The organism is Chryseobacterium subflavum (assembly GCF_055762745.1).
Genome location: NZ_JBVTMR010000003.1, coordinates 627,189 through 644,108, shown reverse-complemented (window position 1 = coordinate 644,108; position 16,920 = coordinate 627,189). Strand labels below are relative to the sequence as shown.

General features: G+C 35.4%; 13 protein-coding genes. 3 read left to right on the top strand and 10 right to left on the bottom strand.

All coding sequences use genetic code 11. The annotated features are described in order from the left end of the window. The first annotated feature begins 5 nt into the window (after positions 1 to 5). The gene (gene deoC / locus AC0INN_RS16450) at positions 6 to 749 is read left to right on the top strand and encodes a deoxyribose-phosphate aldolase (protein ID WP_273649374.1); all 744 of its coding nucleotides are present in this window, start codon (positions 6 to 8) and stop codon (positions 747 to 749) included. 54 nt (positions 750 to 803) lie between these two features. On the opposite strand, the gene dusB is transcribed toward deoC, so the two are convergent. Beyond that, positions 804 to 1,799 carry a tRNA dihydrouridine synthase DusB gene (gene dusB, locus AC0INN_RS16445; RefSeq protein ID WP_306614112.1) on the bottom strand — a complete coding sequence of 332 codons (996 nt, stop codon included), beginning with the start codon at positions 1,797 to 1,799 and terminating at the stop codon, positions 804 to 806. Between the two features lie 139 nt (positions 1,800 to 1,938). Further along, positions 1,939 to 5,136: a hypothetical protein gene (locus AC0INN_RS16440; RefSeq protein WP_273649370.1), complete on the bottom strand. Its 3,198-nt coding sequence runs from the start codon at positions 5,134 to 5,136 to the stop codon at positions 1,939 to 1,941. 179 nt (positions 5,137 to 5,315) lie between these two features. On the opposite strand from AC0INN_RS16440, the gene AC0INN_RS16435 reads away from it, so the two are divergent. After that, on the top strand, positions 5,316 to 6,155 hold the full coding sequence (locus AC0INN_RS16435; protein ID WP_306614109.1) for a T9SS type A sorting domain-containing protein: 840 nt from the start codon (positions 5,316 to 5,318) through the stop codon (positions 6,153 to 6,155). 173 nt (positions 6,156 to 6,328) lie between these two features. Then, complete coding sequence (locus AC0INN_RS16430) at positions 6,329 to 7,099, top strand: carbohydrate binding domain-containing protein (protein ID WP_273649366.1); 771 nt, start codon at positions 6,329 to 6,331, stop codon at positions 7,097 to 7,099. A gap of 74 nt (positions 7,100 to 7,173) precedes the next feature. Here AC0INN_RS16430 and AC0INN_RS16425 read toward each other — a convergent pair whose 3' ends face one another. The 8 genes from AC0INN_RS16425 to AC0INN_RS16390 all read right to left on the bottom strand — a co-directional run bounded on the left by AC0INN_RS16425 (position 7,174) and on the right by AC0INN_RS16390 (position 16,498). Then, positions 7,174 to 9,993, bottom strand: a complete 2,820-nt coding sequence (locus AC0INN_RS16425) for an aminopeptidase (protein WP_306614107.1) — start codon at positions 9,991 to 9,993, stop codon at positions 7,174 to 7,176. Positions 9,994 to 10,055: 62 nt separating this feature from the next. Next, on the bottom strand, positions 10,056 to 11,423 hold the full coding sequence (gene pyrF / locus AC0INN_RS16420) for an orotidine-5'-phosphate decarboxylase (RefSeq protein ID WP_273649362.1): 1,368 nt from the start codon (positions 11,421 to 11,423) through the stop codon (positions 10,056 to 10,058). 123 nt (positions 11,424 to 11,546) lie between these two features. Continuing rightward, complete coding sequence (locus tag AC0INN_RS16415; RefSeq protein ID WP_172280389.1) at positions 11,547 to 11,894, bottom strand: YkvA family protein; 348 nt, start codon at positions 11,892 to 11,894, stop codon at positions 11,547 to 11,549. A gap of 83 nt (positions 11,895 to 11,977) precedes the next feature. After that, positions 11,978 to 12,517 carry a TlpA family protein disulfide reductase gene (locus AC0INN_RS16410; RefSeq protein ID WP_172280387.1) on the bottom strand — a complete coding sequence of 180 codons (540 nt, stop codon included), beginning with the start codon at positions 12,515 to 12,517 and terminating at the stop codon, positions 11,978 to 11,980. A gap of 38 nt (positions 12,518 to 12,555) precedes the next feature. After that, complete coding sequence (locus AC0INN_RS16405; RefSeq protein WP_273649358.1) at positions 12,556 to 13,119, bottom strand: thioredoxin family protein; 564 nt, start codon at positions 13,117 to 13,119, stop codon at positions 12,556 to 12,558. A gap of 17 nt (positions 13,120 to 13,136) precedes the next feature. Continuing rightward, positions 13,137 to 14,207: a chorismate synthase gene (gene aroC, locus AC0INN_RS16400; protein WP_273649356.1), complete on the bottom strand. Its 1,071-nt coding sequence runs from the start codon at positions 14,205 to 14,207 to the stop codon at positions 13,137 to 13,139. A 45-nt stretch (positions 14,208 to 14,252) separates the two neighbouring features. Next, positions 14,253 to 15,893: an LIC_10190 family membrane protein gene (locus AC0INN_RS16395; RefSeq protein ID WP_306614104.1), complete on the bottom strand. Its 1,641-nt coding sequence runs from the start codon at positions 15,891 to 15,893 to the stop codon at positions 14,253 to 14,255. Positions 15,894 to 15,946: 53 nt separating this feature from the next. After that, the gene (locus AC0INN_RS16390) at positions 15,947 to 16,498 is read right to left on the bottom strand and encodes a YMGG-like glycine zipper-containing protein (protein ID WP_172280380.1); all 552 of its coding nucleotides are present in this window, start codon (positions 16,496 to 16,498) and stop codon (positions 15,947 to 15,949) included. Between the last annotated feature and the right edge of the window lie 422 nt (positions 16,499 to 16,920).

Here is a 16,920-nt window from a genome sequence, read left to right as displayed (position 1 = left end):
AAGTTATGAATATTGCCCAATATTTGGATTCAACATACCTGAAAACTCCTGCACAGTCGGGGATATCAGAAAATGAAACTTTACAGAAAGATATAGATCTTACGCAGGAAGCTATTGATAATGGTATTTTTGCAGTGATGATCCGTCCGGATTATGTATCCGCGATCAAAAAATATATTCTGGAAAAGAATTCAAATGTTGTTGTTGGTACTGTGATTGGTTTCCACGAAGGAACGTATTCTGTGGAAGAAAAGATGGCAGAAGCAACAAAGGCAATTAATGACGGAGCGGACGAACTGGATTTTGTGATTAATTATAATGCTTATCTCAATGGAGATGTAGATTTAGTAAAAAAAGAATTTATACAATGTACTGCATTATGTGTACAACATCATAAAGTAGCAAAATGGATTATTGAAATTGCCGCTTTAACCAATGAACAAATTGCAGACCTTACTAAACATATCTCAGAATGGGCAGCAGAAAATTTTTCTGACCAGGACTTATCTTCCATTTTTGTAAAATCTTCTACCGGTTTTTATGAAACTACAGATGGAAAGCCAAATGGGGCTACTTTCGAAGGTATCAGAATAATGCTTGATAATGCCGGCAGACTTCCGGTAAAAGCAGCTGGTGGAGTAAGAACTCCTGAAGATGCGGAGAAAATGATCGGGATGGGAGTAAAGAGAATAGGAACTTCTTCAGCTCTATCTTTAATCAAAAATCAATCAGCGTCTGAAGCTTACTAAAAATAATTCAATTGTAACAATAAAAAAACCATCAGCATCTGATGGTTTTTTATTTTATACTTTTTCCTGATATTCTTCGTAGAAATGTTGGGTTTCTTTGATCAGAGCATCCATCTCAGCAAGAGTGAATACTTCAAGGAATTTTTTTCTGAATTCTTTGAAATGAGGAACACCACGGAAATAGTTGCTGTAATGCTGTCTCATTTCTATCAAGCCTAATCTTTCACCTTTCCATTCCGCACTCCATTCCGCATGCTGGCGAACCGCCAGTAACCTATCCGAAATAGTGGGTTCAGGAAGATGTTCTCCGGTTTTAAAGAAATGTTTGATTTCATTAAAAATCCATGGATATCCTATAGCGGCACGGCCAATCATTACACCGTCACAAGCGTATTTTTGTTTGTATTCCAATGCTTTTTCCGGAGAGTCAATATCACCGTTTCCGAAAATAGGAATTTCAATATTAGGATTTTGTTTTATTCTTGAAATATGTTCCCAATCAGCTTCCCCTTTATACATCTGGGCTCTTGTTCTTGCGTGTATGGTTAAAGCTTTAATACCTGTTTCCTGTAAACGTTCTGCTACTTCATCAATATTAATAGAAGTACTGTCCCATCCTAAACGGGTCTTAACAGTTACAGGCAGGTGGGTAGAGCTTACAACAGCTTTTGTAAGACGAACCATCAGGTCTATATCTTTTAGTACTCCTGCTCCCGCTCCTTTGCAAACTACTTTTTTAACAGGGCATCCAAAATTGATATCTACCAAATCAGGATTTACTGTTTCCACAATTCTTGCAGACATGGCCATAGCCTCCTCATCACCTCCAAAAATCTGTATTCCGACTGGTCTCTCATAATCGAAAATATCAAGTTTTTTACGGCTCTTTATTGCATCACGAATTAAGCCCTCGGAGGAAATAAACTCCGAGTACATCATATCAGCTCCATGCATTTTGCACAAACGTCTGAATGGTGGATCACTCACGTCCTCCATAGGAGCCAGTAAAAGCGGAAATTCCGGCAGTTCTATGTTGCCTATTTTTATCATGGTGCAAATTTACGAAATTCTAAACTTTCATAAAGACTGATATTATCTATTGGTGTGAATGATGAGTTTGAGAACCCAATTGGATACAATAAGCGTCTTAAGCTATGAACAAAAAGAATTAAGCCTGAGACTTAAATTTTTAAAAGCTTGCTTTTACCTGCATGCTACCAATATGTATGGTACGATCTCCGGAATTACGTCCTTCATAATTCAGGTTCAGCTGTAAGAATGAGTTGATTGCCTGCTGAATAAAGACGCTCCAAACCTGATTTTTTCCAGGCTTAAGGCCGTCCAGCATCTGATTTCCTACAATACTGAAGTTGTTTCCGGTAAAGTTGTTGTTGATGAATGAGAAATTTCCTCTGATAGAGGTTTTTTTTCGCTCCCATTGTATGGTTCCTGTAACATCAAAAGCTTTTAGTAACTCCTCTCCGTCTATTCTCTGTTTCTGGCGGAAAGCGGAGGAAAGCTCTGCCTGTATGGCGTCTGTAAATTTATAGGTGGCTTTTGGCTTGGTTTCAAAGTTATTCAGCCTGTAATCCCTGGTCGCAAATAATTGTGAAGAATTTTTAATATCATGAACGGAATTTTCCCAGTCGACCCTGAATTCTTTATTGAACCAATATCCTAAATTCAGGAAGTGGGAGGTCTGCTCCCGTTCTTCATTACTGAAATTGGCATTGATGAGATTATCATTCGAAATGAACCGGTAATTTCCATTCCAACCCGATTTTTCCGTAGGGTTAAACTGTACGGAAGCCAGGATATTTTGATTTTTTAGAATCTGGTCGCTGTTTTTTTCGAACGGGTTGATGACCAGGACCTTATCTTTTTTATAAAAAGAGTTTTGAGAATTCAAGGAAATATTAAAATTCCACCGTTTTAAAAATGCATTTTCAGAATTAAGGACAATGGCCGGGTTAACAAACAACGCCAGCTGTAATTTATTCTTGTTGGATGGGATATACCGGACAGAATTGGTGTATACCCGGATGTACTTGGCCAGATCGGAATATTCGGCAATCTCAAATTCATCGAGCTGCTGGATGCCATCCCCATTGTAATCCGTCCATTTGTAAACTCCCTGTCCATCGGTTACTTTGATATATTGGAACTCTCTTTGTGCTTCCTGTCCGTTTCCGAGTTCATAGAATGCCTGTAAACGCATACCATTTCTGAAAAGCTGCTGATTATAAAGAATGTTCCCAACAACAAAATCATTGTTTCGACTTGTTTGCATATCCTGAATCTGATAGAAAAACTTCCTGTAATGCACTAACACATTCAAGGTTGTTTTTTCATTTTTGATCAGTTGACTTTCCGCCATGACTCCCAGGATATTATTCATATTCTGCAGCCTGTTGTCACGAACTGAATCATTATCCCTCATATATACTTTCGCAAGCAATTTTGTTCTTGTACTGTCACCAATCTTCTTTTGAAGAAAAAGCTCTTTCCAGCTGAAACTGGTGACATCCATCAGCTGAGAATCATTGTATTTTTTTTCGTTATGTTCCATACTTCCACCAAAGGCCCAGCTTCCTTTTTTTCCGGTATATTCTGTAGAAGCTCCCCCTCGTATGAACTTCGTGTCCTGGAGAATAGCATTGGTACTTAAGTAAGACAGATTTCCCTTTGTGAAAAACTTTCCTTTAATCCAGCCAAAATCAAGATCATTTTTAAAACCTTTGTATGAGTTTTGTTCATCCAGATAGTTAAGGCGATAATTTAAAGTTGATTTGTTATTCCACTTGTTAAGGAAGCTGAATATGAATCGGTTCTGCGTTTTCTGGCTGAATTCCTGAGCTAAGTTGAAATCTCTGGAAAATTCCACATCATTAATTCTATCAAGAATGTGAAATTGCTTATCTATATATTGATATTCAAAACTTGGTGTTCCTTTCCAGTTATTTTTGGTGAAAGTTTTATTCCCGTAAATCCGGCCTGCATAGCCTATATTCTGATCGGAATCCTTCGAAGAAAATAGATTGACATCGTAGTTACTTAAAGATATATCAGCGCCAATTTTACCCTCTTTAAGCAAAAACTCTGAATTGACAGAAAACACCTGCGATTTCTGGGGTGAAGGCAGTTTTCTTACTGCTCTGTAATCTCCTGAATTTGGTCCTGTATATTCAAAAACACGACCGTTATTTGTGGTCTGGGATAATTTATAATCTCCCAGATTAGGGCCAAAATAAGTAAATGATACCTGGTAAAGTGTTTCGGCAGAATTAGTGGAAAATTCATAATGGCTGACTCCTGAATTCTGAACCAATCGATACAGGATCTTATTAACATCATATTCTGTAATGACTCCTGACGGGGCATACATCAGGTTAGGATCATTTCCGGCATTGGCCAGAATTTGCTCATCCTCTTTAGATAAATTCAGAGCAAGCGGTGCATTTTTATTATCGTTTTCCATGAACCAGCTTAAGCCTACCTTCATTTTCTCTCTACGGTGTTCCACTTTTCCTGTGAAAAGATATCTGGAATAGTTTCTGTTGGTGTAATTGTAAGAAATAGTAATAAAGTTCTGTTGGAAAATTGGTCGGAAACTGGTGAAAGTAACTTCACCGGTGTTGTAATTTATGATGTAGTCCTGGTTTTCACCACGCTTCATTAATATTCCGTCAATAAATACCTGTTCAGATCCTGAAATCAGAGTAATGAACTGCTCTCCATTTTTTCCCGTTAAACGATAAGGGCCCTGGTTACCTTCAACCCCTTGAAAACGTACCCTGTGAAACTCACTTCGGGCCACACCCATTGAAACATCTACAAATGTTTTGTTTTCATTCCCAAATTCCGTCTGGAACTCAAGTCCCATGCTACGTCGCTGGTATTTTGCAAAATAATTCTTAGCTTCCACCAAGTCCAGATGTCCCGCTCTAAGGATGGATTTATCCTTAATGTTCAGCTGCATGTAGATTTTATCAAACTCTTCGAGTGTTTGAGTATAACCATCGGCCTGGATGGGAAGGTTATGATCAGAAATACTCGCAAGGATGGTAACGTCTTTAGAAAGTCTTCCCGATATCTGAAGGTCCATTGAACTTTGTACAGATTGTCCCTGATTGTTTCCGAAGGTAATTCCCCGGATGATGGAACCTTTTGAGTTGAGCTCGCCTAAGAACCTTTTTTTGTCATTTTTGGCAAGTACGGCCTCATCTACAATTATTCTGTTTCTTGTTCTTACGAAATCCAGTGTGTCCTTTGAAAAAATATCCTGTTCAAGCCTTGCTGCTAAAATACTATCCTTTTTTATGGTGTCTTCGGGAATATTGGGGTTCTTCCATGAGAAAATCTGAGCATTTGTTACCAATGTGCCCATGAAAAGAAACAAGAATACAAGAATAAAATTCCGCAAATTTTCCAAAATAATTGGTAAAAATACTTAAAAAATGTTAAAGGTAGCCAGTTTAGCTTTATTAACAAAAAATCGCCATATTTATTGTTTTTCGTCAGAGAATACTCTTATTTTTAAAATAGAAAATTATAAAAAATACAAAGATGAAAAAGATTTATTCTCTATTTGTTGCTTTGGCAACCACAACAGTTATGTCCGCACAATCTGTTATTACTCAATGGAATTTTGATGGAAATACAAATGCTGCCACCACAGGTTCGGGAACAGCAAGTGTTTTCGGAGTAAGTAATAATCCAACATTTGCCTCAGGGTCTCCGGGCAGAGCATGGAGTGTGAATGGGTTTCCTGGACAAGGGTCTTCATCGGGTACCGCGGGTTTCAAATTTGAAGTAGATACTTCAGGATATTCGGCAATCTCCGTATCTCTTAATATTGCGGGCTCCAATACGAGCTCAAAATATTTTCAAATGCAATACACAACCAATGGTACGGAATGGTTTGATGTAGGGAATGTAATTGAAATCGGACCTACATCATCCTCTAATTGGGTCAGCATGAATAATTCTATTCCGGCTGGAGCCAATAATAACACACAATTTGCGGTAAGGATTGTATCCGTGTTTGATCCTGCGAACAGCAGTACTTACACGGCGGTGGGTCCCTCATCAAATTACAGTACAAGCGGAGCCGCCAGGGTGGATAATGTAACCATATCCGGAACAGCATCCACTACTTTATCTGTTCTTGATGCCGGTAGTGAGAAATTTAGTTTTATAAAAAATACATTCATCAAAAATGAAGGTATTGTTTTCGGAACAAAAGTGAAGGATATCAAGATATTTAATATGTATGGACAGGTTATAAAAACAGCTAAGGTCAGTAAAAATCAGACTTTGGATATTTCTGAGCTACAAAAAGGAAATTATATTGTTACAGGTATCGTCAATAATCAACCGGTATCACAGAAAATTCTGAAAGATTAATTTTGATTTTTGAATGGAAAAACCACCGTTTAAAAAGCGGTGGTTTTTTTATAATAATAGCATATTGATTTAATATTCTTAATAGAAACTTAATCCATCCTTAATTTAGTCGCTTTAATTTAGGTGTAATTTTGTTGTAGAGATTAAAAAAACAAACATAAAAAAGAAAAATTATGAGAAAAATCTTTACAATTTTAAGCATTGCTACATCATTGATTTTTGCGAATGCACAAAATCTCGTACAAAATCCTGGTTTTGAAACAGGAACTTTAGCACCTTGGGCTGCTGGCTGGAATACGGTATATACAGCACCTAATATTACAGCAGATGCACACACCGGCTCTTTTGGAGCTAATTATGTACCAACAGCTACGACTGGTTTTTTTCAAAATGTTAATATTACAGCCGGAACGCAATATACACTTAGCTTTTGGTATAAAATAAGCGGCTCAGGTAATGGAGGAAGAATCTGGAGTAATTTTTTAGATGCTGGTGATAATCCGGTTAATCTTGTAACGGACGCTGCTAATGACCCATTGAGAAATAACAATCAATATTTACCTAAAAGTGCAGCCTGGCAACAAAAAGTAATCACATTTACGGCACCGGCCAATGTTAATAGATTACAGCTACATCTTCGTGCATACAGCAATTCAACCGTTAGCTTTGATGACTTTTCATTGACAACCGGAACATTGGCAACCGGCGAGGTTTCTGTATCTAAACACAGGCTTGTTAAAAATACTTTTATTCAGAATGATGGTATAACGTTTGGAGCTCAGTCTCGTGATGTGAAAATTTATAATATGTACGGACAGGTTGTAAAAACAGCTTCTGTAAAAGAAAATGAGGTTTTACATGTTTCAGAATTACAAAAAGGAAATTATATCGTAACGGGAATTGTGAACAATGAGCCTGTTTCGCAGAAAATTTTAAAAGATTAATTCTACTTTTCAGATATAAACACGGCCGCTTTTAAAGCGGCCGTTTTGTTTTTATAAAATTTTAGATTTTTTATTTAATACCATCCTCTTCTTGCGGCATTGATAATGGATCCGAGATTGAGAACTAAAGTATATCTGATTCGCCTTCCGTAATCTTTAAATGCGGGTTCAAATCCCAGCGAGGATTGGATTGGGAAATAAATTTCTAGAAAATCAGGAACTATTTTTAATTTAATTCCGCTATCCCAGATAAATTGGGTAGGGTTGTTCCTGTTCTTATAAATTCCTGCATCAGCATACAAATGGAATATCTTCCATACGCTGGTATCAACATTTAAAGAAGTAATCCATTGATTTACACTTCCGGGAATAAAAGATTTAAATCCTCCGTCAGCAAGAATAAACTGCTGTGAAAGAAAACCACTGTTGGCACTTTCCCCTAAAAGATTATATGAAAAAGAGTAATTGGAAACCCTGGAAATCCCATAATTAAAAGTATTATTTCTCGTGTCATTTCTCACGAAATATCCTGCAAATAATCTTAGGCTGAGCTTTTGTTTAGGTGCAAATTCCCATCTGTAAAAGCCTTCGGCAGTTATTTTATTAAAGTCTTCCATTCCCTGGGTGCTGATGCTGAGACTTTTTTCATGGATCATCTGGTTATCCGTATATCCATATCCGATACTCCACAGATTATACTTGTCATAGTCATTATTAGCTATCATAAGAGGGCTCAGGTCTCTCTCGAAATAATTATATGACATGCTTATTCCTCTGCTTACCGTACTTCTCGGATTCTTTCTAAAACTGATATTGGAAAAAACAGAGCCTTTCCTGTAAGCAAGATTATAATCATAATGGTAATATGCTCCGGATACTCCGAAGGTTAAACTGCGGATAATACTTTCTGCAGGAAGAAAAGAATATGAAACGGCACCTGAACCCGTTAATTTTCCGGTTCCTGTACTGTACGTAGGCGTAATAGAATAAAGGAATTTCTGATCAAAAAAAGATTGGTTTTTGAAATTAAATCCTAAAAGAAATTTATCATAAGTATTATTGAAACGTATTCTTGGACTGATGTAGATTTCATTAAACTCAGGATTAGGAATATCCTTTATAAGTTTAAGTTTTATTTTTTTTGCATTTGAGAATAAGCCTTTGGAGTAAAGGAAGTTGTCTCTGTAATTCGACTCCGGAAAGATATAATCATTATTTAAAGTGATCTTGTATATATCTAATGCGGGAATGGAAACCGTTTTTGTCATTTCCTCACCGTCGGTCTCTACCCAGTATTCTTTTTTTTCATCCTCTCTCGTTTTTGTTTCTAATTTAACAGGAATAGGAGCAGAGGTATTTTTATTGATTTTAATATGCAGTGAATCGTCTTGTTTCTTCAATTTCTGAAGCTTAAAGTTAACTCTGTTTTTTTGTTTTAAAAAGTCGGTTAAGTAAGCGGTCCTGTTATCTTTTTCTGCAAGTTCTCTGAGGAAATCTTTAGGATCAATTTGCTTGTCTGTATTTTTAGCTATGTAGTTCTGCAACAGGGTATTGAAGTTTTCATATCCCATTTTATCAGCAGAATAGTTGAATAAGCTTCCTGTTTCAAAGCTACTTATAGCCATTACATTGAAATTGCTCAGTACAGTAAACTTTTCTCCGATTTTCTGATCCAGATTCTGAGACATAATATATTGGTAGGTAAGGCCGTAGCGATCAATTAATTTCAAATTAGAGGCATGAAATAATTTTAATGGTCTGATTCCAAATATTTTTGATTCAGGTAGCTTTCCCAGCAGCTTTGTTTCGCCATAGAATTTTTTGATGTATTGAATTTCTATATAGGATTTCAATCCATTCTTAAACCAGTGATTATCCTGTTTATCTGTAATAATACTTTCGTCAAGGACTTTTTTGGTGATAATTCCCAGATAATCGAGATCTGCCTTTTCTGCATCTGTAAATAATTGAAACCGGAATTTCCAGAAACTAATATCATTATTACCAAAAAAATCTTCATTCGCTCTGAACTTTTCAGAAATAAAAAGTCTTGATGGAAGATAACCGATCTGTTCCTTTATAAATTTTAAATGCAGCGGAAGATAGAATTCTAAATTTTCCTTTTCCTGGGGTGTTAGAGGATATCCAAACCGTACTTCTGTGCTTATATCTCCTGTATTTACATTAATGAAAGGGTATTCGTCCTGGGAAATGATAAACTCGGGATCTGAATCCAGATAACCTTTGAATAAATTGGATTGATCCTGGTGAAGATTACTTTCAATAAAAGATTGGGTAGGAAGGTCAAATTGGACGGTCCAGTAGGTATTGAAACTTACGGACTCTTCGATATCATGGTAATATCTTCCTAAAATATTGTCCGGATCAAAATGATCCGGAACAATAAAGAAATATTTTAAAGCTATATTTCGATCAGCTGTACCGTATCCAGTAAATTTTTTATCCGGAAGCTGTATCTGATACTGCAGTTTTAGTCTTATGCTTTTTCCCGGTTGAAGAGGTGCATTTAAAGGAATAAAAAGATTTTCCGCACTTAAATTATTTACAGGAATAGCCTCATCATCGGGTCCTTTTATGCTAAATTGTAAAAGTTTCCCCAGTTGTTCAGGCTTTGCGAAATGAAGATCAGTATTACGGTCTTCCAGTTTTCTGTAAACAAGTGAAGTTCCTCTTTTTTGATAAGCAGAAACCCAGTTTAAAAGTTTAACGGTACTTAAATCTTTTTCAGAATTATTGTAATAAACAATTTCCTGATTTATATCCAGCGTTTTTTTATCTGAAGATAATTTCGCTTCAATAGAAATGCTGTCTTTTTGCGCAGAAACCTGCACAATTCCCAAAAACAAAATAAGACAAATACTGATCTTTCTCAATGTGGTGATAAAGCATCAAATATAACTCATTTTGTATAGACTTATAAATTTTTATTCTCGAATTAACCTTTTTTTAAAGAACTTATATAAGCTTTCCAGCCTTCGTTTTTATAAGTTAATGCGGCAGCTTCAGGATTTTCAGATTTATAAATTCCTCTTCCTACGATTATAAAATCAGTATTCAGGCTTTTAAAAACATGTTCAGGAGTATTGTACTGCTGTCCTTTTCCATCTCCCGAATCTGAAAGGTTTACTCCCGGAGTGAATAACAATAATTCTTCAGGAATTGGGTTTTGAGAAACTCCTCCGATTACATTAGGATGGGACAGAGATACTTTAAGAGCTTCTTCACGGTAGCTATTTGTTGTTAACGTTCCTTTTGAAGACATTCCTATAATTGCGACAACACCTACATTCTTAAAGCAGTCAAGAGATTCAAAACCACCGATAACCTGTGACGTTACAAAATCTGCCCAGTCGGTAATTTTAAAAACTCCACTCGTGAATTGTAATTCCTGTGTGTTTCCAATATCGGCAAATTTTCTATCTTCCATGAGTAAGAATTTATGCTTTTCGGCTAATTCTTTTAACGGAGTAATTGTTTTTTCAAATTCGAAATCTGAGATGATGTCGATATGTGTTTTGAGAGCAATAATATGAGGTCCTACTTTTTCAGCAAATTCCAGTAACTCTTTGGTTGTGGTAACATCTGCTGAAGCGATAAGGTTCGATTCTTTACTGATGGCTAGTTCTAATAATTTTTTAGAAACAGAATGTTGAGCGGATTTTAATTTCTGCTCATAAGAAGCTCTGATTTTTTCTTCAAATTGGATGTGGTTTCCTAAAAGGAAATCCTGGATCCTTTTTACTTCTTCATCTGATAATTCTCCTGTTTCCTGAAGAATAGTACATACTTCTGAAATATTAAATAGGGTATGAACTCTGAATCCTTTACTTTCCAAAAGCTGCTTTCCTCCCTGTTCCCTGTCAAGAACTACAACGATATCTGCTACTTTTAGATCTTCCTGTTCTACTTCAGCAATGGTTTCTAATAAAGATTTTCCGGAAGTGATCACATCTTCTACCAATAAACAGTTTTGTCCTTTCTGATAAATTCCTTCGATCATTTTCTTGGTCCCGTAATCTTTAGCCTCCTTTCTTTTAATGATAAGTGGAATGTAACTTTCCAGAGACATGGCTGTAGCCATAGGAAGAGCGGCATAAGGAACTCCACAAATAAGGTCAAAATTATCCAGAGGAAGCATTTCCAATAAATAATTTGCAAGATTTTTCAAAATTTTAGGATCAGAAGCCAAAGGTCTCAGATCTACGTAGAACGGACTTTCAATACCGCTTTTTAAAGTGAACCTCCCAAATTTAATGATACCTAGCTTGTAGCACTCTAAAAAGAACTCTTTTTTACTTTCCATTATTTTTTATTAGATGTTGCAAATTTAAGGATTTGTAATAAGGCTCAAAAATTTATCCCTAAATTATAAATAAAAAGCCATCCCAAATTTTTGGAATGGCTTCAAATAATATATTTGCGTCAATTATTTTATAATTTGAGCATCGATTATCTTGGTATTACCTGTATTTAGTTTTTGTTCAGCTTCCCAAAGTAAAAACTTGTCCACTTCTTTGATTAGTTTAGGGATCACTAAGTATAAAACAGCCAGATCATCTAGGACTCCCAAAACAGGAACAGCTACTTCTGGAATTAAGTCGATTGGAGAAATGATATATAAAATCCCTAACATCGGTAAAATAATATCAATGGATTTCATAGGATAAATTCCTTTTCTCCAATATTTAACCATTCTGAAAATGTCAGGTATTTTTTTGACAAAGCCCTTATGGTTGATGGCTTCTTTAGCCAGGTTTAATTTAGAATATTTCATTTTGTGTTTGGTTTAAATAAATTCTTGACTTTACAAAATTCGCAAATTCTATACCAAATAATTATAAAAATTCGTTAAAAGATTTATTTAATAATATTGTCAATAAACTGATGTACAGACTCTGTATTCCAATCTCTGTACGCGTCTTCTTTGATCAGGATCCTTCCCGATTTATCCAGCAAAAATGTTGTCGGGAATGCTTTTGGTAACAGCTTTTCTGAAATCGGACTTTGGGCAATATAAACAGGGACCGTATAATTATTTTCCTGGAGAAATTTCCTTACTGCATATTCTTCATCTTTCATAGCAATCAGTACAAAGTCTACATTCCCTTTTCTGGTGTCGTACAGCTTTTGAATGGTTGGCCATTCTTTTCTGCATGGCGGGCACCAGGTTCCCCAGAAATTTAGAAAGATAGGCTTATCTGTAAAGTTTTTCAGATTTGTACTTGGAACGTTAATCCCCTGTAAATCGATATCATAATCTTCCTTACTTACAGTTACTGCATTTTCTATAGTAGCAACAGGAAAGAACTGGTCCTTTACAAAATTTCTTACTCCTGGAATAAAAGCAATAATTCCTATAATAATGATAAGTACAAGATATGGTATATTTTTTTTCATCTGCTATTTTTTATTGTCATTTCTGACGCATACATTTATTACAATAATTCCAGTATTTCCTGAACAGCATCCTTACCTCTGTTTTTAGCGTAGTAAATTTGCAGATCATTATAAAACTGATCTTTAGGATAAGCCTCCGGATCTGCCTTATATTTCATTAACAATTCTTTGCCGTACTGAGGTCGGGGTCCCCATGAGTTCTTTACCGTAAAATCATCATTCAGGATGATAACTTTAGGAATAGACTCTGTTCCATTCGTTAGAAACTGATTAATTAAACTTTTATCACTGTCTCTCAGGAAAATTCTTACCTCATTATGACCCTCAAAAAATTTAACAAGTGCCGGTACCGTAGAGCTGGCGTCACCACACCATACTTCTGAAATAATCAGAATTTTCCCGTTAAAATTCTTAGATTTTAATTCGTTAACCTGGTTTTCGTCAAGGATATATTTTTTTAGGGTTCTGTCCATCCTTTGAAGCCCCAGTTCATAATATTGTTTATAATCGATGTCATGTTGGTTGTCAGGAGTTTCAAGTCTTTGTCTTCCAATATGAACATATTCTTCAAAATTGATTGCTTTATCCCAATAATCTTTCATGGTTTATATTATTGTGTTTAAAAGTTATTTAGATTTCTTGTTTTGTTGATCAAAAATAAGTCGGCTAATACAAATGCGGCTAAACTTTCAACTACGGGAACCGCTCTTGGAACGACACATGGATCATGTCTTCCTTTTCCTTCAACAACAACAGGATTTCCATCTTTGTCTATGCTGTCCTGTGGTCTTAATATGGTGGCTACAGGTTTGAAAGCTACTCTGAAATAAATATCCATACCATTGGAAATACCACCTTGTATTCCCCCAGAAAGATTAGATTTTGTAGTAAAATCGGGATTAAAGGCATCATTATGTTCTTTACCGGTCATCTTAGCCCCACAAAAACCACTTCCATATTCAAAGCCTTTACAGGCATTGATATTCAGCATTGCCTTTGCAAGTTCAGCCTGCAATTTGGAAAAAATAGGTTCTCCAATTCCTACAGGAACGTTTTTTATAACACAGGTGATGGTTCCCCCGATGGTATTTCCTTCTTTTTTAATTTCTTTAATTCGGGCAATCATTTTTTCAGCTGTCTCAGTATCAGGACAACGTACATCATTGCTTTCTGTTTTGGAAAAATCCAAATCCTGATAAGGCTTCTCACAGAAGATGTCACCTACGGAAGAAACATAAGCATTGATATCGATATCTGATAAGAGCTGTTTTGCAAGCGCTCCGGCTACAACCCAGTTGATTGTTTCCCGGGCAGATGATTTTCCACCTCCGCGGTAATCCCTGATCCCAAACTTCTGATCATATGTAAAATCTGCATGACTTGGACGGTATGCATTAGCAATATGATCATAATCTTTTGATTTCTGATTTTCATTTTCGATGATAAAACCAATGGGAGTACCTGTGGTTTTTCCTTCAAATATTCCGGAAAGAAATTTTACCGTATCACTTTCCTTTCGCTGAGTAACGATAGCAGACTGGCCAGGCTTGCGACGATCCAGTTCATATTGAACCTGATCGAGATCAACTGTTAAACCTGCCGGAAAGTTATTGATTATTCCACCATAAGCCACACCGTGACTTTCTCCAAATGTTGTAAGACTGAGAAGATTACCTAAAGTATTGAACATAGCACAAATTTACGGCTTTTTATTAATATAATAATGCCTTTGTGTTTAGTTCTGTTTATTGTGGTTAATGATAATATTGATAACCCGCATTGCTTCTTTTTTCTCCTTCATATTCATCGTTTTCCATACAAAGCCTTCCCGGATATTATTTTTATTGATGGGTTGCGGAAAGATGTTTGCGTTAGCATTATCAATAATATAACTAATGGTCATAGAAGGAAGTGGAGTGCCAAAACTATAAGGATAGTTTTCAGGAACATTAAAGATAAGATTTCCGATTCTGAAAGACCTGAACGGGGTATATTGATATACAGAGGGTTGGTAAATCTGTTTTTTTTCAAACTTACCCATGAAACGGGCCATTTTGTAGCTTGGAATATGCGTTGCAATCAATGATGGAAATAAGAAAAAGAATATAACACAAGCGCCCGCTATTAAAAATATGGCTATTGATTTACTTCTGTTAATATAATGAGATAATAAAATAAAGGCTACAATAAAGAAAACATCAATGAAGAACCGGTACTGTGCAGAGAATAAAAGAACAAGGATTGTCTTGATAATTATTGAAATGGTGATAAGATTAATAACTCTGTTTTTCTTTCGAACAGAATACAATATCAAAAGAAGAAGAGTCACTATAAATAAAATATTGATCTTTGCTTTAATGCCTTTTAAAAAGAGCCAGTTTTTAATATAATCTATTGAAGAAAACTTTTTAATTTCTTCAAAAGTGTATTGCATGTCATAGGTTTTCTGAATGGCAAACTGAGATGATCTTTTAAGTATTTCAGGGTTGGTTTTCCAGGATATTCCCAGGTCAACAAAAGCAATAGGAAAAACAGGATATCCAAATGTCCAGATATTTTTTACGAAAAACAAAATAAGTATTACAATTCCCAAAAAAATATTCTTTACAGACGATTTGATAATAAAGACTAAATAAAGCAAACTAAGAACGGGAAGCCAGATCATGGTTGGCTTTATTGTGAAAATAAAAACAGAGAGTGCGAAAAGGAGAGTTGATTTTTTATTTTCTGATAAAATTTCATTTAAAATAATCAGCGAAAAAATAATAACCGGCAGATCCGGGCTTGGGGACTGAGAGAAGAGAAGCATAACCGGAAGAAAACCAAGTTGAATCCAGGATTTTTTTTCAATGATATAAAATGCATAAATGATTAATATAATGACGTTGATCCGTAGAAAAGGATCAGAAAAGTTAGAAAACCCTGCCTGGAATATATGCCATACCGACATTTGCCCTAATGTAAGGTCTAGATTAGAGATTCCTTTAACAAGGCCGTATTCCGTGAGCCATTTTATAGAGGGTACATAATAGCCGAAGTGATCCAGAATATAAGGATAATAAGAACCACAAAAAAGAATGATCGACACGATGGCAGTCAGCAGAATCATGTCTTTTTTTGAAAACCCATAATATTCCAGATAGAGTTTATTTTTAAAAAAAAAGAACAAACCTATTGCAATCGTGGTTATTTCTACGTTGATATTGAGCGGAATGAAAAATGCGATTAAGGTCCATATAACACTTATGATAAATATTCCCGAAAAAGCTTTTCCTGAAATACCTGAAAATAAAGTTCCTGAAAGCATATCCATAATTTTTCCCCATCCCAGAAGGGTGGAGATAATAATTACAGAGGAAAACAGCATTAGAATCATAAAAAAAGATTGCTTAAAAATAAGCAATCTTTTATTCTTTTTATGTATAATTATTAATTACGAGGTTGTACTCTTCCGTCCTTTCTGTCTCCGGATCTACCAATCGCATATCCCGTTGCACCACCTACAACACCACCAATTACAGCTCCTAAACCTCTGTTGTTTTTACTGATAATAGCCCCAGCAGCAGCTCCACCTACGGTACCAATAATGGTTCCCTTAGCAGCCTTACTCATTCCTCTTTTCTGAGTTGTTCCCTGTGAAGCATTGCTTCCGTTGTTTGCGTAGTTTCCATTATTACTATTGCTTGAACCTGATTCTCTGTCTCTATATATGGTTCGGGTTTTTGTGATAACTCTTGGTTCAGAATTTCTTGCAGCTACAGCTTTTGCTTTATTGGATTCCACAATACTGTCTGCTTTTTTCTGAGATTCATAGGCCATTTTCTCTTTTTCAATCGCCAACTTTTGTTTTTCTATTTCAAGTTGTTTGGCCTGGAATTCAATTTTCTGTTGTTCCAGTGACTTTTCCGCCACCTGATCATCCTTTTTACAAGCTGTCAGTAAAAATACTGACAATAAACCTGTTATTACTATATTCTTCATAATTCAAATTTTTTAGTCCAAGGTTGCCTCATCAAAAAGATGATAGCTTTCTAGGTATTTTCAATTATGAAGCCAAATTTTAGTTAACAAAAGTTAAAAAATCAGAAAAGAATCAGAAAAAGTAAAAATATATTTTAAAAATTTCAGAAAATAAAAAGTTTTTATTTGTAAGTGCTTTATTGTCATTTAGTTATGGGTTGGTTGTTTATAATAAAATCATAAGAAAGTTAATTTATTGTGAAGGTTGTTAATTTTTTATGTGTAGGCATGAAAATTGCCGCATAATCCAAAGCTTTTAATCATTAAAAAGTTTTAATCTTCTAAAATATTATTCATCAAGATCCCTCGGATATACCAGGAATCTTTTATAATGTACATTTCATTTAATTATGGGTTTTGATTAAATTCATATTAAATAAGTA

Excerpts from the sequence above, each read along its gene's own strand:
- AC0INN_RS16440 (WP_273649370.1), bottom strand. The coding sequence starts at position 5,136 with ATGGGCACATTGGTAACAAATGCTCAGATTTTCTCATGGAAGAACCCC.
- AC0INN_RS16415 (WP_172280389.1), bottom strand. The coding sequence starts at position 11,894 with ATGAAATATTCTAAATTAAACCTGGCTAAAGAAGCCATCAACCATAAG.
- AC0INN_RS16405 (WP_273649358.1), bottom strand. The coding sequence starts at position 13,119 with ATGAAAGATTATTGGGATAAAGCAATCAATTTTGAAGAATATGTTCAT.
- AC0INN_RS16410 (WP_172280387.1), bottom strand. The coding sequence starts at position 12,517 with ATGAAAAAAAATATACCATATCTTGTACTTATCATTATTATAGGAATT.
- AC0INN_RS16435 (WP_306614109.1), top strand. The coding sequence starts at position 5,316 with ATGAAAAAGATTTATTCTCTATTTGTTGCTTTGGCAACCACAACAGTT.
- deoC (WP_273649374.1), top strand. The coding sequence starts at position 6 with ATGAATATTGCCCAATATTTGGATTCAACATACCTGAAAACTCCTGCA.
- aroC (WP_273649356.1), bottom strand. The coding sequence starts at position 14,207 with ATGTTCAATACTTTAGGTAATCTTCTCAGTCTTACAACATTTGGAGAA.
- AC0INN_RS16430 (WP_273649366.1), top strand. The coding sequence starts at position 6,329 with ATGAGAAAAATCTTTACAATTTTAAGCATTGCTACATCATTGATTTTT.
- pyrF (WP_273649362.1), bottom strand. The coding sequence starts at position 11,423 with ATGGAAAGTAAAAAAGAGTTCTTTTTAGAGTGCTACAAGCTAGGTATC.
- AC0INN_RS16390 (WP_172280380.1), bottom strand. The coding sequence starts at position 16,498 with ATGAAGAATATAGTAATAACAGGTTTATTGTCAGTATTTTTACTGACA.
- dusB (WP_306614112.1), bottom strand. The coding sequence starts at position 1,799 with ATGATAAAAATAGGCAACATAGAACTGCCGGAATTTCCGCTTTTACTG.
- AC0INN_RS16395 (WP_306614104.1), bottom strand. The coding sequence starts at position 15,893 with ATGATTCTAATGCTGTTTTCCTCTGTAATTATTATCTCCACCCTTCTG.